The sequence below is a fragment of the Curtobacterium sp. BRD11 genome (assembly GCF_031844345.1).
GTDB lineage: Bacteria > Actinomycetota > Actinomycetes > Actinomycetales > Microbacteriaceae > Curtobacterium.
In genome coordinates this window covers 307942-322856 of record NZ_JAUZUZ010000004.1, presented here as the reverse complement: position 1 = coordinate 322856, position 14915 = coordinate 307942, and the positions used below count along the sequence as shown (strand labels likewise).

Sequence of the window (14915 nt, the reverse complement as noted above, 5' to 3'; positions counted from 1 at the left end):
CGTGGGCGGTTCCGCGCAGCGCTTGACCGCTGCGCGGAGCCGCCCACGTTGCGTCTCGCGAGACTGCGACGGCCGGGAGGCGCGGCGACCGTCCGGTGGTCAGCTCGCGCCGAGCAGGTCCCCCACCACGACCGGCTCCGGGACCAGCGAGACGCCGAAGCGGTTCAGGACGGTCACCTGGACGTACCGCGCGAGCTCGGCGACCTGGGCTGCGGTGGCACCCCCACGGTTGGTCAGCGCCAGGGTGTGCTTCGACGAGATCGCGGCGTGCGACCCGGGGACCGTGTACCCGCGGTGCACCCCCGCGTGCTCGATGAGCCACGCGGCGCTGAGCTTCACGTCGTCGCCGGCCGGCCAACGAGGGGCCTCCGGCGGCAGCGTCTCGGCGAACCCGGCCGACACGATCGGGTTCGTGAAGAACGAGCCGGCGCTCCACGTGTCCGGGTCGGCGTCGTCGAGCACCATCCCCTTGGACGACCGCAGGCGCAGCACCGTCGTCCGGATGGTCATCGGGTCCACCGGGGTGCCGAGCTCGACGCCGAGCGAGCCGGCCAGCTGGGCGTAGCGGACGGGCACGCCCTCGACCACGGTGGCGCCGAGCCGGAACTCGACCGTCAGCACCACGCCTCGTCGCCCGTGCTTGAGCGTCGAGGTGCGGTAGCCGAGCGCCAGCTCGGCCGCGTCCACCCACGCGCGTTCCCCCGTCGACGCGTCGAGGAACTCGATGCGGGAGAGCACGTCGGAGAGCTCGACCCCGTAGGCGCCGATGTTCTGCACGGGGGCGGCACCGACCGTGCCCGGGATGCCGCTGAGTGCCTCCAGGCCGGTCCAACCGTTCTCGACGGTCGTCGCGACGAACCGGTCCCACGGTTCACCGGCCGCGACGCGGACGGTGACGCCGTCCTCGTCGGGCTCGGCGTCGACACCTCGCGTCCGGACGAGCACGACGGTGCCGGCGAAGCCGTCGTCGGCGACGAGCAGGTTGCTGCCGCCACCGACGACGAGCCACTCGTCGTCCTGCCACGCGGTGTGCGCGTGCGCGACGAGCTCGTCGGTCGTGTCCGCGACCAGGAGCGTCGCCGCAGGACCTCCGACGCGGAACGTGGTGAGGTCGGCGAGTCGCGTCGACACGGTCAGCGGAACACCACCGTGACCTGCGCCTTGCCGAGCACGGTCTGCCCGGCGGCGGTCACGGTGAGGTCGATGCGCTGCGGACGCCCCTGGTCGTCGACGGTGCCGACCTTCGCGACGACGCCGACGGTCGCGCCCTGCTCGGGGTCGACGACGACGGGGCGGGTGAAACGGACGCCGTAGCGCTGGACCCAGCCGCGGTCGCCGAGCCACTCGGCAACGGGCTGGACGGCGAGCCCCATCGTCAGCATGCCGTGCGCGAGCACGCCGGGGAGCCCGACGGAGGCGGCGACGTCGTCGCGGTAGTGGATCGGGTTGAAGTCGCCCGAGGCGCCGGCGTAGCGGACGAGCGCGTCGCGGGTGAGGTGGACCTCGCGCTCGGCGACGACGGTGCCGACCTCGAGCGCGGTGGCGGGTGCGGTGGTCATGCGTCGTCTCCTCGGACCACGAGGGTGGAGGTCGCGGTGACGACGTGCTCCCCCGAGGCGTCCTGCATCGTGCTCTCGGCGGTCACCATGGCGTTGCCGCCGAGGGTCTTCACGCTGGTGACGGTGAGCGTGGCGGTCAGCTCGTCGCCCGCGACGATCGGCCGGTCGTAGGTGAAGGACTGCTCACCGTGCACGACACGGGAGAAGTCGATGCCGGCGTCCGGCTCGGCCAGGAGCTGGGCGAGCGTCGCCTCCTGCACGACGACGGCGAAGGTCGGCGGGGCGACCACGTCGGTGTAGCCGGCGGCGCGGGCGGCGTCGGGCTCGTGGTGGACCGGGTTCGTCGCGAACACGGCGCGCGAGAACTCGCGCACCTTCTCACGACCGACCAGGTAGGGCTGGGCCGGCGGGAACGTCCTGCCGACGAGCTCGGGGTTCACTGACACGCGTGGGAGTCTACCGAGCACGCTCGACACACGCCCTCTCCCTGAGCATGCATCGGCTATGCTCGCCGCACGGTGTCCGGGGGGACGCCGGGTACGACTCCGGGGACGGGGAGGGACTCATGGAGCACACGACGCAGTACGCGGTCCACACGGGCGACCGGTGCACCGCCATGGAGGTCGCCGGCGCGGCACTCCGACAGACCGGGCACCGGGTCGAGTCGACCGGGGGCACGATCACCGCGACGATCGGCAACCGGCTGCTGACGATCCTGCTCGGCGCCCTCGTGCACCCGGCGCGGGAGTTCCGGCGGTACGAGCTCTCGACGACCGTCACGGGGACGTCGACCACGATCACGCTCCGGCACGCCCAGCACGCCACGGCGGTGTCCGGGGGCGGCATCGGTGCGGGGCGTCGGCGGAGCGCCCGGCAGCAGGTGGAGGCGACGCTCGAACGGGCCCTCCGGGGGGCGGGAGTGCTGACCACTCCCCCGCGCTGAGGCGCGACCGCGGAGCGTCACAGCGCGGCAGGGGCGGGCACACCCGGCGAGAACGGGCGCGCCTGATGAGGACAGTCGTACCTGGCGAGAACGGGCGCACCTGGCGAGAACGGGCGTACCTGGTCTGCCAGGAATCCTCGGCATGCTCGATCCCACTCGGTACAGCGCCCGCGATGGGAAGGATCGGGCGGAGCGACGGGCCTCGGATCAGACCGATGACGCCCCGAGCCGACGTGCCTCGAGACCGACGCAGCCCGGGAACGACGCGCCCCGGGAACGACGAAAGCCCGGCGATCTGGCCGCCGGGCCTGTGGTAGCGAGGACGGGACTTGAACCCGTGACCCCACGATTATGAGTCGTGTGCTCTACATGTACTCCATACGGGGAGCCGCTTTCCCCCGTCATGCCGCATGTTTGCGGGGATGTAGGGGGAACGGAGTGCCGTGCAGTTGCCGCCGGTTGTGGGCAAAACGTGGGCAGTGTTGTGCGGTAGAGGGGAATGGAGTGTCGTGGCGTGCGAGGGCGCAGGATGCCCGAACCGCGCAGACGGCGTGTGGGATTCGAACCCAAACACGGCAGCACCTTTCGACGTAGTTTGCGCCAGAACCGCCAGCCCATCGGCCCATTCGGTCCCGCTCGCTGGGTGCCGGTGTGGCACCGTGCCACAACTGTAGACGGCGCGCTCGCCGGATGGCGGAGTGCCCTCACAACCCGTCAGGGTTGATTGCCCCGAGATCAACCTCAAGGGGTTGACGTCGACTGGGTGTCGGCGGTCGCCGTCATCATCCCGAGGGTGAGCGAACACCGGTGGGCACCGCCCGAGCATCAGGACGTCCCGATCTACGCGGCCGCATCACTCCCCCTCGACGAGATCGGCAGCCCGGAGCCCGTGGACCCGCCCGAGCCGGTGACGATCAGCCGGCTCATGTTCGAGCAGATCGGCGAGCTCGGCGACGTGAAGGCGTTCGCGGTCGCACGCTCCGACGTCGCGGTCTTCGTGGAGATTGCATGGCAGGGCCGACTGCAGCGTGCGTGGGTGCCGCGGTCAAGCGTGCGACGTCGGACGCTCGCGCCGCGGCGGGACTGATGGCGAAGCGCCGGCGGGATCGGTGGACGCTCGGCGACGCGTACTCGCTCCCGGAGGTCGCCCGGGGCGGTCCCGAACTCGACCTGCCTGCGCCGGACCCCGTGCTGGTCTGGCTGCAGTTCCCCGACCGGATCCTCGAGGTCGAGGCGCGGGTGCTGGCATACACGGATCGTGCAGTGCTCGTCGAGTGGGGCTTCGGTCAGGGCTCCGACACGGCGTGGGTGTGGAGGGATGCGGTGCGACCAGCGCCCCGCGGATGAGGGCTAGTCAGATTCGACGGCGGGAGTCAGCATACGACTATGGAGATCCTCGTCATCCTCGGGTACATCCTCGGGCTCGTCATTCTCTTCTACGTCGTCCGAGCCGCTGTCGTCGCGGCGCTCGCCAGTCACTACAAGACGGTCCGCTGGTACGAAGCGACTGGCGAGTGGAATTACGGGTCCGGCGGCGAGCGACACGCACCGCGGGATCTGCCCGTCATCGACGAGCGGGCCGCATCCTGAGCGTCGCTTAGGATCAACGCATCATGGGGAACTTCGAGGCCTGGTTTGCACGCTCGTACAAGGGCATCATCATTGCGCTCGTCGCCGTCATGGCGGTCACTCTCGTCGTACTTGCGATGCAGCACGTTGAAGCGTCCAGGCCGGGCAGCAACGCGGTAGCAGCCCCTGCGCCGACCTTCAGCTCAACCCCGAAGGCCGACAAGACGCCTCGTGCCGTGTTCCTCGGCGACTCCTACACGCAGGGCACCGGCGCGTCTTCCGACGCAACGCGGTGGACCGCGCTCGTCGCGAAACAGGAGGGCTGGCGCGAAGTGAACCGCGGACAGGGCGGCACCGGCTACGTCCACACCGCTGGCCCTGAGGGATGTGGTCTCGACGTCTGCCCGGCCTACACCGATCGTGTCGCCGAGATTGTCGAGCTGCAGCCAGACGTCGTCGTCGTCGCTGGCGGGCAGAACGACTTCGGCGCGTTCGGGAACAACCCCAGCACCATCACCGCGGCGATCAACAAGGTCTACGGCGACCTCCGCCAGGGCCTCCCCAACGCCCGCATCATCGCCGTCGGACCCTCAGCCCCCGGAGCTATCACCGACGCGATCACAGGGCTCGACGCCGCCGTACAGGCTGCAGCGTCCGCGAACGACGCGACCTACGTCAGCCTCCTCGACCCGAACGTCATCACGCCCGACATGGTCCGATCCGACAAGCAGCACGTGATCGACACCGGCCACGCTGCGATCGCCGCTCGCGTCGAGTCCGCCCTCTGAACGACGAGAAGACCCCCACCCGGCTCCCGTGAGGGAACCCGGTGGGGGTCTCGTGTGTCAGGCGTCGTGCCGCTTGCGGATGTCGGTGACGACCGACTTCGGGTAGGTGAGCTCAAGGATCTCCTGCTGCGCCTTGAGGAGCTCGTCGCGCTTCTCGTTGATCTGCTGCTGCAGGTGTTCCTGCTCCTGCTGCAGCCGGTCGCGTTCCTCGGTGATCGCGTCGATGAGGCCCTGCTGCGACTCGGCGGAGCGCTGCAACGTCATGATCGTGTCGTTGAGGCGACCGACCGTGGCTTGCAGGCTGACGACTTGCGCTTGAGAGATGTCGAGGAGGTTCTGCACGGTGCGGACCGCGGACTCCTTCGCGGCACGCTCCTCCGCCGCCTGCTCCTTGTACCGGGCGACGATGTCGTTGCCCTCGTCGGCGGCGTTCTTCCGCTCCTGGATGCGCGCGTTGCGGCGGTTGTTGATCCACGCCACGACGGCGCTGATCGCTGCCGCGATGACGACCGCGGAGAGGAGCGTCGACGTGATGAGGCCAACAGGTGCGACCGACGCTGGGTCGACGGTGGGGGCGGGTGCTGGGGTCTGCTTCGTCGCGATCCACGCGACGATCAGCGCGGCCGTCACTCGGTGCGCTCCGACGGCAGCGGCGTCTTCTTCGCCTCCGCGACGCGACGCGACAGGACCCGGTACCGCTTCCACAGGAACCACGCCGGCCACAGCCCCAGCAGCACCAGGTGCGATCGCTGCGTGGTGCCCGTGACAGCGAGGTCGACGATGGTCTGCACCAGCTGGAACGCGGTGTAGACGATCGGCTGCGTCATCAGCAGCGTTACGCCGAGCCGCTCGAGCGTGAGGTGATCGTTGCGTACCACCCCGGCCGCCGCGAGGACCGCGCCGGTGATGCCCGTCGCGGCGACCAGCACGACCGTGCCGCGGTAGAACAGCGACGCGAGCGGGTCAGGGGTGAACACCACGAACCACGTGGTCCACAGCGCCCCCCAGGCGTACACGACGAGGTAGTCCCGGTTCTCGGGCAGCATCTGTCTCAGGGTCCGCATCGGATTCCCTCTTCCCGTGGTGGTGGCGTCAGTCGGTCGGCGTCGGGCGATTCCGCGCCTGCCACGCGGCGTAGCCCGCGGTGAGCGCGACGCCGACCCCTGCGAGGATGACGCCTTGCCACTCGTCGCCGGTGATGCTCGTGCCGCCAGCCGACTTCTCCTGCACGGCTGCGATGACCGCGGTGAACGCGCCGCCGACACCCGCGGTCGCGCCTGCGACGAGCGCCTTCCGGATCTCCGCCACCTTCTGCTTCACGGTCGGCCAGACTCCGGACGTGGTCTGCTCGTGGTCGCCCATCAGGCAGCGCCCCGACCGCTCACGCGCTCGAAGCTCTCGACGATGCCGGGGGCCTGGTTACCGTTCTGCTCTTCCATGCCTCGGGCCTTGTAGAACGTGACCTGGACGTCGTTGATGCGGCAGCACTTCATGGTCTCGGGGTTGACGAGGAAGGGGATGCCCTTCGAACCGAGTCGGGCGATAAACGTGTTCACGATGTCTCCTACGGGTGTGGTGGTGTGGCGATGGGGGATGACGACGAGGACGGGCATCGGCCCGGAGGCTGCTGCTGCGTACGCGACGCCGCTGGTGGTGCCGTGGCCGAGGAAGTCCTCGGTCCAGCCGAGGTACGGGCGGCCGATCTGTGCCGCCCTCGAGCGGAGCGACATGACGCCGGTGTTCCCCGTCGGCGAGTCGGTGAAGATCGCGTACCCGCCGCCGATCGACAGGCCGATGTCGCCGCAGGGGTAGTTCCGGTCGCCGGACCAGCGGGCCCCGCCGACGGCGTCGTAGTAGACCGGGACGCCGGCCGGCGGGTTCCAGTCGCCCGGGTGACGCTTCGTGGCGAACCGCCACCCCTTGATCGCCCAGTCGTACTGTCCAGCGCCGGGGCCAATGGACTGGACGGAGCCGAACCACTTGTAGACGTTGGCGAGGCAAGCGCCAGCGCCGTCCGGCTGGTTGAGCTGGGCGCGAGCGCGGGCGACGGCTGCGACGGAGTCGAGGATCACAGGGGGCCCTCCCCGCCGGTCTGGTCGCCTGTGCCGTTCTCGACAGGGGCGCTGGTGGTGTCGAGGTCGTCGGCGTCCGTATAGACGTAGGCGTCCTCGGGGAGCGTGACGGTGACCGTCATGGTGCCTCCTTCAACGACGAAAGCCGTCCCGGTCGGGACGGCTCGGTGGGTCAGCGGGCAGGTCAGATGAACGCGTAGCGGTTCTGCATCGCGGCGAGCACCTGCGCCCGCTCGGACGCGTTCAGCTGCCGGTTCCAGTGCACAACCTCGGCGTACCGGCACTCCGCCGGTGTGCCCGCGTTCATCTGCAGGCTCAACGTCGGGTACGCCGCTGACGCCGTGATCGGTCCGGTCAGGGTCGTCGTCTCGGCCCCGTTGACGTTCAGCAGCACTTTGCCGCTGGTCATCGGCGACGTGCCGTCCGTCTCGAAGATCACGACTGCCCAGCTGTCGAGCGCGCCGCCGGTGAACATGCCGCCGCCGCTGCCCGTGTACTGGTAGTTGTGGTTCGCGGCCTTCTCGAGTCGCGCACCCCACCCGGACGCGAACCTCCGAGAGCCGGAGACGCTGTTGCCGGGGTCGACGCGGACGACCATCGCGATGGTGCCTGGCGTGCCCGTCGCGGCGACACCGTTCGCGGTCAGCTTCCGGTCAATGCCCGACGTGGGGCTCAAGACGACGACCTTCTCACCGGTGTCCGTCGCGAGCACGAACTGTCCGGTCGCACCGGACAGCTGCATGTCGATCCGGCCGCTGCCGACGAGGTCCGGCCACGACGACACCGCAGTGCCGTTGCCGCCGGTGAGCCGTTCCGCCGCGTACCGGTGCGCGTAGTCGTTCGGGCCGAGCGGGTACATCGGCTCGTTCTCGATCGGGTCGTTCGGGTTCGGGGCCTTCCCCGTACCGAGCAGGATGACGCCCATCTACTTCCACCCCCGTGCCGTGTAGATCTCGTTAATGATCATGTTGAGCGCGATGTAGCCCGCCGGGCCGAGGTGCCCGTTGTCGACGGTGCCGTTCGAGCCGGTGCGGAACACCGTCGGCGTGAGCCCGTTCGCGATGTCCGTGAGGTCCTGCTGCGTCGGTGTGTTCCCGCTCGCCGTGATGACGTCTGCGTTCCGCAGACGAGCGGACGTGTCGACGAACTCGCGGGGGAACGCATCCCGGATCGCAGCGTTCGCCGCGTCCAGGCGGGCACGTCCGGACGATCCGGTCTCCTCGCCGACCCACGGTGGGATGGACAGGATCAGCGCGTGCTCCCGGTGGTAGTTCCACTCGAGCGAGCCACGCAGGTCGGAGACGATCTGCGCTTGCGCGGCGTCCGAGGTGAAGCTGTTCCGGCCGTACCAGAGGATCGGCCACATGTCCCGGTACTCGTAGCCCGTCTGTACCGGTGTGCCCGGTGGGACGACAGCTGGCAGACCCGCTGTCGTTCGCGTGAACGTGCCTGCCAGGTACGCGGTGCTGTCCGTCGCGACGAACGACCCGGCGACACCCGCGATGACCACCGGGGTCGACGTCGTCGTGTCCGACCGGAGCCGCTCGCTGAGTGTCACCGCCACCGAACCGGACGCGGGGATCAGACCACCCGTCACGGTCGCGCGCGCCGGCGTGCCACCCTGCCGTGCAGCGATCTGCGGCGACGTCTGCCCGCCGATGCCCTGCGTGACGATCGTCCGACCGCCCAGCCGCGTGCTGAGGTCCGCCGCCGAGCTCGAAGAGTTCGCCGTCAGGGAGTCACCCCACCGGACGATCGCCGGCTTGTCGGTCGGCGTCGTACCGCCGCCCCCGCTGCCGAGGTCGGGGTAGAAGGTGCCATCCTTCCGCCGACCGATCAGGATGCGCGCGCGTCCGGAGGAGTCGCGGTAGCCGACCGCGACGTCCCACACGCTCTCCGCCGAGTCCTGGAAGAACTCGACCGCGTTGGACCCGAAGCCTTGTCCTGGCGTCCCCTGCGGGCCCTGCAGCCCTCGCGGGCCCTTGATGTTGGTACGCAGCTGCCACGGCATCTAGGCACTCCATTCGTAGATGTTCCCGGTGTTCAACGGGTTGTCCGGGTTGTCCGGGTCGGTTTCCAGCCACGCCAAACCAGGCGTCGGATTCAGTGGGGGCGTGAGGCTGGCGAACATGATCGTCGGCGGCCGGGACACATCGATGAGGTCGGTTAGCTTCCCGCCCGTCTCGGGTACGAACAACCTTCCGTCGAAGAAGCTCGTCGCGACGTAGCCACCTTCCGAGTCGAGCCAGTCGACACGGAGCGTGTACCAGGTCTCCGGTGAGACCGTGACGGTCGGTTCGAGCTCGACGGAGAACGAGCCTGTCGAACTGGGCTGAACGACGACGGGTCGTGCTGCGAGGATGGCAGTCGGAGAAAATCCGGGACTGCTCGGAGTGAAGACCATTCGAGCGGTGGTGCCGAGGGATTGCGTGTTGAAGTCACGCAGCGTTCCGGTGACGGTTGCCAAGGGCGCTCCTTGTCGAGGCGAGAGAAGTCGGTCGGGTCAGTTGCTCGCGGGAGCGCGGTAGAGCTTCCCGTTCGAGTCGGTGACGACGGGGAACTGCTGGATGCCGGCGGGCGGGAAGCCGACGCCCTGCAGGTAGACGCCGCTGCTGAATACCTCGATGCCGAGAGCCCCGAACAGCAGCGCGACCTGGTTCGAGCGGACGCCGACGATCGCGTCTCCGGACTGCAGCACAGTGCGGTCGCCGGTGGACTTGAGCTGTCCGACGCCGAAGTTGATGCCGGCCTGCGTCGTGCCGGGGAGGCGACCGATCACCATGTCGTCGACACGGATGAGTCCGCCTGCGTCGACGGTGACGTCGCCGCGGACGGTGGTGTCGCCGTTGATGCCGAGCTTCCCGTTGATGTCGGTGTCGCCGTCGATGTCGGTCGGGCCCTTGACTTGCAGAGGTCCATCGAAGTCGGCTTCGCCGTCGACGTGGAACGGGCCGGTGACGGTGGTGTCGCCAGTGACCGTGGCCTTGCCGTTGATGTCGACGTCCCCGTCGAACGCAGCGGGCCCGGTCACGTCGAGGCGTCCGCTGACGCTGGTGGTCCCAGCGATGTCGGTGTCCCCCTCGAACCTTGTCGGTCCGGTCACGTTCAATTCCCCGCGAATGCGGAGCTCTCCGTCGACGATCTCGACGCCGGTGATCGTGAGCGTCCCCTCGACATCACCGGACCCTTCGATGAGGAACGATTTCTGCCCGATGAACCTGGTCCGGCCGCCGGACACTGCGGAGTCGGACAGCGGTACCCGGGACTCGAGCGCCGCGAGACGGCGGTCGAATTCTTCCCATGCGCCGGAGGTCGGGTCATCGATGCGTCCCATGCGGCCTCCTCACTGCTCCTGCAGCTGTAGCTGCACGGTGTTGCCGGTGCCGATCGTGAAGCCGACCAGGCGGGTGTCGAGCCAGCCGTCGGGCAGCCAGTCGTCGTCCTGCGTGTAGACGCTGATCCGCTGCCCGAGCCGGAGGTTGCCGGCAGACGGGATACCGTCGGCCTGCATCGAGAACGAGTACTGCCGGGTCGGGTTCTTGTACACGCGGAGGTCTTCGTCGGCGCGCGACTGCAGCACCGTCTGGTCCCGCTCCTGCGTGTACCGAACGATCCGCTCGAGCGCGGGCTCGTCCGCGGCGAGGATCGTCGCGGAGCGTGCGACCTTGAGGTCGCGGTCTGAGCCGTTGCCGATCGCGTAGAACACGTTGCCCTGCGCGTTGCCGTCCTCGACGAACCCGAAGTCCGTCAGCGGCGGCTGCGGAACGGACTGGTTGAACTGCAGCGCACTGCCGGTGAGCGCACCGACGCGGGCTTCCCACTGCAGGGTGTCGCTGCTCGTCCACTTGGGGTCGAAGTCGACGTCTGGTCCGCCGTCCGTGTTCTGGATCGCGGCGAGCTCCCGCTCGATCACCGGCAGGTTGAACTCGTGGTAGGTCCGGTCGTGGGGGCCGGCGATGTCGCGCGGCGGGAGGATCAGCGGGAGCTGCCAGTTCCCGGTCGGCCCCTGCATGACGTCCCAGATGAGGTAGCCGGCGATCGACGCGAGCGACTGCTTCTCGAGCTTCAGCTGCTCGTCGTCGGCACCGTTGTAGCCGCTGATGCCGAACGTGGTCCGGTACTTCAGCACCTCGCGCACGTCGACCGTGCGGAGGGACACGGTGCCACCGCGACCCGGGGCCTTGCCGACGATGAGGCCGGCGTACATCGGCTTCCCGTTCCAGCACTGCACGACCGTCCGCGCCCACGTCCGGGTCAGGTCCAAGCGGGAGGAGCGCCGTGCTGCGGGCGTGCTGCCTGCGCCGATGGTTGACGTCACGAACTCGTGCGTTCCCGTGCCGACGCCGTTGAGCTTCCGGGTCGCCGGGGAGGAGCCGACCGCTTCCACCTGTGCGAGCTTCCGACCGGAGATGGTGTCGCAGATGAACCAGGACCACGCCATCAGCAGCCTCCCATCAGATGTAGGTGTCGAACGTGTTGACCGTCATCCGAGACGCCGACGACGTGTTGGTCATCGACACGTCGACGGTCCGGCCGGGCGGGATGGTGAACATGTCGGCCGAACCGAAGACGCCGTACCTGACGACCCCGGCGATGGACAGCTGCCCGGTCGCGAGGTCGATGCTGTGCGGCTGACCCGACACCAGCGGAATCGTCACCTCGATCGTCCGACCGCCGGGCCCGTTGAGGACGTACCCGTTGCCGTCGTCCCCGGAGGTGACGATCACCGGCGACGCGGGCGCGTTGCCGTAGTGCATGACCTTCGCCGTGTCACCGCCGGCCGCGGCCACCGGGTTGAGGCGGCCGTACCGGCGCGGATTGCTGAACCGGCGAGACAGCTGATACCGGGCGAGGCGGCCGGGGACGACGACCTCGAACTTCGACGCGGCAGCGATGGTGCTGCCGTCCGCGAAGGTCGTCGTCCCGAACGTGGTCCCCGTCACCTTCAGCCCCTTCGAGGGCAGCCCCGTCAGGCGGTTTCGGAAGACGCCGAGCTCCTCCGACGACCGTGCATGGCAGAGGCCGGACAGGGTCAGCAGTCGTGCGTTGTACAGCACCTCGTTCAGGTCGAAGTCGCCGTCGCCGTGCTCCCGTTCGACCGCGTCGAACCGAACCGACGGGCTGTCGTCCCACCCGACGATGCCGCCCTCCTCGAGCGTGAACCCGTGAGAGCCAGCACCGCCGGTGAAGCGGATCCCGCCGATCTCGAAGACGTCTTCCGGGATCATCCGCGCCTCGCATTCCACTCGATCTCGTCAGCCACCAGCCGCGCAACCTCGAACGGGTCCGAGTCCTTCGCGTAGATGGTGACGTCCGCCGCCGGCCGCTGGGGGGCCGCAGCCTGCCCGCCGGACTGACCGCCGACGTAGACCAGCTGCGGCGGGGTCGGCACGTACGTCGCCTGCGGCTTCCGGATCCCGCCGTCCGCGTACGCCTGCAGTCGCCGACCGGTCTCCTCCCAGATGGCGAGAGACCGGGACCGCTTCGACGGGGCGAGCGGGATGTACGCCTCGCCGCCCGTCTCCGGCTCCGCCCACACGCGCACCGTGTTCGCCGAAGCGATCTGCGCGACGTGGCTTTCGCGGACACCGCCGTCGGCGTAGAAGTCCATGACCGAGCCGTTGGCGTTGTACGCCGACTTCGCAGCTCCCGGTGCCGCGCCGGCACCGATCGCGTCGGTGATCAGCTTCTGCCGGAGCGTGATCGTCCGACCATCGTTCGTCGTGATGAACGCGTTGAGGTCGGTCTGTGCCTTCGCGGTGTCGGCGAGGATCTTGATCTGCTTCTCCGACGGCAGCTGGAACACTCGGTCGGCGAGCTTCTTCACCTCGTCGGAGCTGAAGCCAGCAGCGGTCGCGGCGTCGATGAACTTCTGCCGCTGCTCAGCGAGGGTGCCGGCGTACTTCGTTGCCGCTTCGTCCGCGCTCATCGTCGACTGGTCGACCGCGTACTGCTTGTTCGCTGCCTCCTGCGCCTTGCCCGCCAAGTCGGCGAGCATGGATGCGTTGCCGGCACCGATCGCGGTGTTCTCGTCGAGGGTGGTGGTGTAGCCCTCGACGCTGTCCTTCTGCTGCTTGACCTGCTCCGTGAGGCCGGCGAGGCCCTCGAGGTAGGAAGCGTTCGCGCCGATTGCGTCCTGGTTGACGTCGTTGACGGCGTCGAACTGCGTGATCAGGTCGTTCAGCTGCGACGACAGGTCCGCGATCTGAACGGCTTCCTTCTGGTACTGCTCCGCAGCCGAAGCGGCCGTGTCGCCGGACTCCCCGTTCGCTGCCTTCTGGTCTGAGAACGCCTGGGAACTGTCCTCGACGCTCTGCCGGAGCGAGAGGATCTTGTCGGTCGCAGCGCCCACGCGGAACGCTTCACCGGAGAAGGCGGTGAGGACGGTGTTGCTGTCGTTGAGCTTGCCGCGCACAGTGTCGAAGGCGTCGCCGCCGCGGAGGACAGCATCGGTCAGCTCGCGCTGGCTGATGCCCGCTTCCTTCGCCGCCTTGAACGCCCCGTCCTCGGTGAGCTTCCGGACGACCGCTGCGCGCGTGTACTTGGTCATCGCGCCGGTCGACTCGTCGAGCGTGCCGGCGAGCTCCTGCGTCGTCGCCTTCGCCTGGGCCGCCTGCGAGACGTAGTAGCCGATCGCGAGAGTGACCCCGGCAAGGGCCGCCCCCGTACCCACGCTTCGGAGAGCAGCGGTCTTCATGCTGATGCCCATGGTGTCCAGCTGCACCTTCAGCGCAGCGAACTTCGGCACTGCCACCAGGGCGGCCCCGCCGACCAGGCCCACCCCTGCTGCCAGGGCCGCCACAGCTACCCCTGCGCCGAGGACCGGCCCCGGCATCTCGCCCACCGCGTCAACGAAGAACGTGGCGGTCTGCACTAGGGTGCGGAGACTGTCGTTGGCGGAGGAGCCGGTGTTGATGAGCGCGGTGTCGAAAGCTCCACCGAGCCGCTCGATGTCGCCCTTGAGGTTGTCGAGCTTGAGGCGGGCGGTCTCCGCCGCGTACCCGTTGTCGTTGACCTTGCTGGTCCACTCGGCGATGCCGTCGGCACCCTCCGAGTAGAGGACGTTCGCGGCCCGGACTGCGTCGTTGCCGAAGATCGTGGCGAGGGCGGCGTTGCGCTGCTCATCGGAGAGACCGCCGAGGCGGTCTTCGAGCTGCGCGGCGATCCCGCCGAAAGACAGCATCTGGCCGGACGCGTCGTACACGTCGATGCCGTACTGCTTCATGATCCCGCGCGCCTTGTCGGACGGGTTCTGCAGGGCGATGATCGCGGTCTTGAGGGAGGTTCCGGCGTCGGAACCGAGGAGGCCCGCGGATGCGAACGCAGCGAGGACGCCGGTGGTCTCCTCGATGTCGTGCCCGGACTGAGCGGCGACGAGGCCACCCTGGTTGAGTGCCTGCGCAAGGTCTTCGACGGAGCCCTGCGCCTTGCCTGCACCGGCCGCGAGGAGGTCGGCGATGTGCGGGACTTCCGACCCCTTCTCCCCGAACTGGGTCATCGCGGTCGCGGCGATCTGCGCGGCGTCGGCGACCTTCAGCTCGCCGGCGGACGCGAGGTCGAGCGCTCCGGAGAGGCCACCGCCGAGAATGTCGTTGGTGCTGACTCCTGCCTTCGCGAGCTCCTCGATTGCGTTCGCAGCCTCGGTGGCGGTGAACACCGTCGACGCGCCAGCCTCGATCGCGGCGTCGCGGAGGAGGTTCATCTCCGCCGTCGACGAGTGGGTGGCGGCCTGCACCGACGACATGGCGGCGTCGAACTCGGCGTACTTCGCGACGGCGAGCCCGACCGCGGCGGCCGCGACGGCACCGAAGGCGATGCCGGCGCGGCCGAGCCCCTCGAACGCTTCCCGCTTCTGGCCGAGCTTCTCCGTTTCGGAGCCGAGCTCGCGCGTCTTCTGCGATGCGGCCTGCATGCCGGAGAGGTACTGCGATACCTCTGCGACGAGAGCAACCTTGGTGGTGCGGTTCGCCATGCTGCGCCTCCA

General features: G+C 69.0%; 20 protein-coding genes and 1 tRNA gene. 5 read left to right on the top strand and 16 right to left on the bottom strand.

Annotated features, from left to right (window positions below):
• Window positions 1–99: 99 nt before the first annotated feature.
• The 3 genes from Q9R28_RS11775 to Q9R28_RS11765 are packed head-to-tail and all read right to left on the bottom strand — an operon-like array spanning window position 100 to window position 2005.
• A complete protein-coding gene (locus Q9R28_RS11775; protein WP_066658454.1) occupies window positions 100–1137 on the bottom strand; it encodes a UDP-N-acetylmuramate dehydrogenase in 1038 nt (345 codons plus the stop codon).
• Entirely contained in the window at window positions 1134–1559 is a 426-nt protein-coding gene (locus Q9R28_RS11770; protein WP_066655238.1) for a MaoC/PaaZ C-terminal domain-containing protein, read from the bottom strand. The genes Q9R28_RS11775 and Q9R28_RS11770 overlap by 4 nt, the downstream gene beginning before the upstream one ends.
• A complete protein-coding gene (locus tag Q9R28_RS11765) occupies window positions 1556–2005 on the bottom strand; it encodes a MaoC family dehydratase N-terminal domain-containing protein (RefSeq protein ID WP_251159576.1) in 450 nt (149 codons plus the stop codon). Before Q9R28_RS11765 ends, Q9R28_RS11770 begins: the two co-directional genes overlap by 4 nt.
• A 119-nt stretch (window positions 2006–2124) precedes the next feature.
• Between Q9R28_RS11765 and Q9R28_RS11760 the strand changes: the two genes are divergently transcribed.
• Window positions 2125–2502 (top strand): hypothetical protein, encoded by a 378-nt coding sequence (locus Q9R28_RS11760; RefSeq protein ID WP_251159577.1) that lies wholly within the window; start codon window positions 2125–2127, stop codon window positions 2500–2502.
• 311 nt (window positions 2503–2813) lie between these two features.
• Here the strand turns inward: Q9R28_RS11760 and Q9R28_RS11755 are convergent.
• Window positions 2814–2895 (bottom strand) — tRNA-Met (locus Q9R28_RS11755).
• A gap of 400 nt (window positions 2896–3295) precedes the next feature.
• Here Q9R28_RS11755 and Q9R28_RS11750 point away from each other — a divergent pair.
• Genes Q9R28_RS11750 through Q9R28_RS11735 form a run of 4 tightly spaced genes read left to right on the top strand, consistent with a single transcriptional unit; the run spans window position 3296 to window position 4859 of the window.
• Window positions 3296–3589 (top strand): hypothetical protein, encoded by a 294-nt coding sequence (locus tag Q9R28_RS11750; RefSeq protein ID WP_311206179.1) that lies wholly within the window; start codon window positions 3296–3298, stop codon window positions 3587–3589.
• Window positions 3589–3849 carry a hypothetical protein gene (locus tag Q9R28_RS11745; RefSeq protein ID WP_311206178.1) on the top strand — a complete coding sequence of 87 codons (261 nt, stop codon included), beginning with the start codon at window positions 3589–3591 and terminating at the stop codon, window positions 3847–3849. Before Q9R28_RS11750 ends, Q9R28_RS11745 begins: the two co-directional genes overlap by 1 nt.
• Window positions 3850–3888: 39 nt before the next feature.
• Window positions 3889–4092: a hypothetical protein gene (locus Q9R28_RS11740; protein ID WP_311206177.1), complete on the top strand. Its 204-nt coding sequence runs from the start codon at window positions 3889–3891 to the stop codon at window positions 4090–4092.
• A 23-nt stretch (window positions 4093–4115) separates the two neighbouring features.
• Window positions 4116–4859, top strand: a complete 744-nt coding sequence (locus Q9R28_RS11735; RefSeq protein WP_311206176.1) for an SGNH/GDSL hydrolase family protein — start codon at window positions 4116–4118, stop codon at window positions 4857–4859.
• A gap of 57 nt (window positions 4860–4916) precedes the next feature.
• Here Q9R28_RS11735 and Q9R28_RS11730 read toward each other — a convergent pair whose 3' ends face one another.
• The 12 genes from Q9R28_RS11730 to Q9R28_RS11675 form a co-directional block, all read right to left on the bottom strand.
• Entirely contained in the window at window positions 4917–5489 is a 573-nt protein-coding gene (locus Q9R28_RS11730) for a hypothetical protein (protein WP_311206175.1), read from the bottom strand.
• Window positions 5486–5923: a hypothetical protein gene (locus Q9R28_RS11725; RefSeq protein WP_311206174.1), complete on the bottom strand. Its 438-nt coding sequence runs from the start codon at window positions 5921–5923 to the stop codon at window positions 5486–5488. The genes Q9R28_RS11730 and Q9R28_RS11725 overlap by 4 nt, the downstream gene beginning before the upstream one ends.
• Before the next feature lie 28 nt (window positions 5924–5951).
• Window positions 5952–6221, bottom strand: a complete 270-nt coding sequence (locus tag Q9R28_RS11720; RefSeq protein WP_311206173.1) for a hypothetical protein — start codon at window positions 6219–6221, stop codon at window positions 5952–5954.
• Window positions 6221–6931 (bottom strand): hypothetical protein, encoded by a 711-nt coding sequence (locus tag Q9R28_RS11715; RefSeq protein ID WP_311206172.1) that lies wholly within the window; start codon window positions 6929–6931, stop codon window positions 6221–6223. The genes Q9R28_RS11720 and Q9R28_RS11715 overlap by 1 nt, the downstream gene beginning before the upstream one ends.
• A complete protein-coding gene (locus Q9R28_RS11710; protein ID WP_311206171.1) occupies window positions 6928–7053 on the bottom strand; it encodes a hypothetical protein in 126 nt (41 codons plus the stop codon). The genes Q9R28_RS11715 and Q9R28_RS11710 overlap by 4 nt, the downstream gene beginning before the upstream one ends.
• 62 nt (window positions 7054–7115) lie before the next feature.
• Entirely contained in the window at window positions 7116–7856 is a 741-nt protein-coding gene (locus tag Q9R28_RS11705) for a hypothetical protein (protein ID WP_311206170.1), read from the bottom strand.
• Window positions 7857–8942, bottom strand: a complete 1086-nt coding sequence (locus Q9R28_RS11700) for a hypothetical protein (protein ID WP_311206169.1) — start codon at window positions 8940–8942, stop codon at window positions 7857–7859.
• Window positions 8943–9398: a hypothetical protein gene (locus Q9R28_RS11695; protein ID WP_311206168.1), complete on the bottom strand. Its 456-nt coding sequence runs from the start codon at window positions 9396–9398 to the stop codon at window positions 8943–8945.
• Between the two features lie 36 nt (window positions 9399–9434).
• The gene (locus Q9R28_RS11690; RefSeq protein WP_311206167.1) at window positions 9435–10265 is read right to left on the bottom strand and encodes a polymer-forming cytoskeletal protein; all 831 of its coding nucleotides are present in this window, start codon (window positions 10263–10265) and stop codon (window positions 9435–9437) included.
• Between the two features lie 9 nt (window positions 10266–10274).
• A complete protein-coding gene (locus Q9R28_RS11685; RefSeq protein WP_311206166.1) occupies window positions 10275–11372 on the bottom strand; it encodes a hypothetical protein in 1098 nt (365 codons plus the stop codon).
• A gap of 13 nt (window positions 11373–11385) precedes the next feature.
• Window positions 11386–12159, bottom strand: a complete 774-nt coding sequence (locus Q9R28_RS11680) for a hypothetical protein (RefSeq protein WP_311206165.1) — start codon at window positions 12157–12159, stop codon at window positions 11386–11388.
• Window positions 12156–14903, bottom strand: coding sequence for a phage tail tape measure protein (locus Q9R28_RS11675; protein ID WP_311206164.1), 2748 nt, complete (start codon window positions 14901–14903; stop codon window positions 12156–12158). The genes Q9R28_RS11680 and Q9R28_RS11675 overlap by 4 nt, the downstream gene beginning before the upstream one ends.
• Window positions 14904–14915 lie beyond the last annotated feature (12 nt).

Bases quoted from the DNA above. Each gene is read 5' to 3' on its own strand.
- Q9R28_RS11770 (WP_066655238.1), bottom strand. From the start codon at position 1,559: ATGACCACCGCACCCGCCACCGCGCTCGAGGTCGGCACCGTCGTCGCC.
- Q9R28_RS11680 (WP_311206165.1), bottom strand. From the start codon at position 12,159: ATGATCCCGGAAGACGTCTTCGAGATCGGCGGGATCCGCTTCACCGGC.
- Q9R28_RS11690 (WP_311206167.1), bottom strand. From the start codon at position 10,265: ATGGGACGCATCGATGACCCGACCTCCGGCGCATGGGAAGAATTCGAC.
- Q9R28_RS11710 (WP_311206171.1), bottom strand. From the start codon at position 7,053: ATGACGGTCACCGTCACGCTCCCCGAGGACGCCTACGTCTATACGGAC.
- Q9R28_RS11760 (WP_251159577.1), top strand. From the start codon at position 2,125: ATGGAGCACACGACGCAGTACGCGGTCCACACGGGCGACCGGTGCACC.
- Q9R28_RS11725 (WP_311206174.1), bottom strand. From the start codon at position 5,923: ATGCGGACCCTGAGACAGATGCTGCCCGAGAACCGGGACTACCTCGTC.
- Q9R28_RS11685 (WP_311206166.1), bottom strand. From the start codon at position 11,372: ATGGCGTGGTCCTGGTTCATCTGCGACACCATCTCCGGTCGGAAGCTC.
- Q9R28_RS11735 (WP_311206176.1), top strand. From the start codon at position 4,116: ATGGGGAACTTCGAGGCCTGGTTTGCACGCTCGTACAAGGGCATCATC.
- Q9R28_RS11740 (WP_311206177.1), top strand. From the start codon at position 3,889: ATGGAGATCCTCGTCATCCTCGGGTACATCCTCGGGCTCGTCATTCTC.
- Q9R28_RS11745 (WP_311206178.1), top strand. From the start codon at position 3,589: ATGGCGAAGCGCCGGCGGGATCGGTGGACGCTCGGCGACGCGTACTCG.
- Q9R28_RS11720 (WP_311206173.1), bottom strand. From the start codon at position 6,221: ATGGGCGACCACGAGCAGACCACGTCCGGAGTCTGGCCGACCGTGAAG.
- Q9R28_RS11700 (WP_311206169.1), bottom strand. From the start codon at position 8,942: ATGCCGTGGCAGCTGCGTACCAACATCAAGGGCCCGCGAGGGCTGCAG.
- Q9R28_RS11675 (WP_311206164.1), bottom strand. From the start codon at position 14,903: ATGGCGAACCGCACCACCAAGGTTGCTCTCGTCGCAGAGGTATCGCAG.
- Q9R28_RS11705 (WP_311206170.1), bottom strand. From the start codon at position 7,856: ATGGGCGTCATCCTGCTCGGTACGGGGAAGGCCCCGAACCCGAACGAC.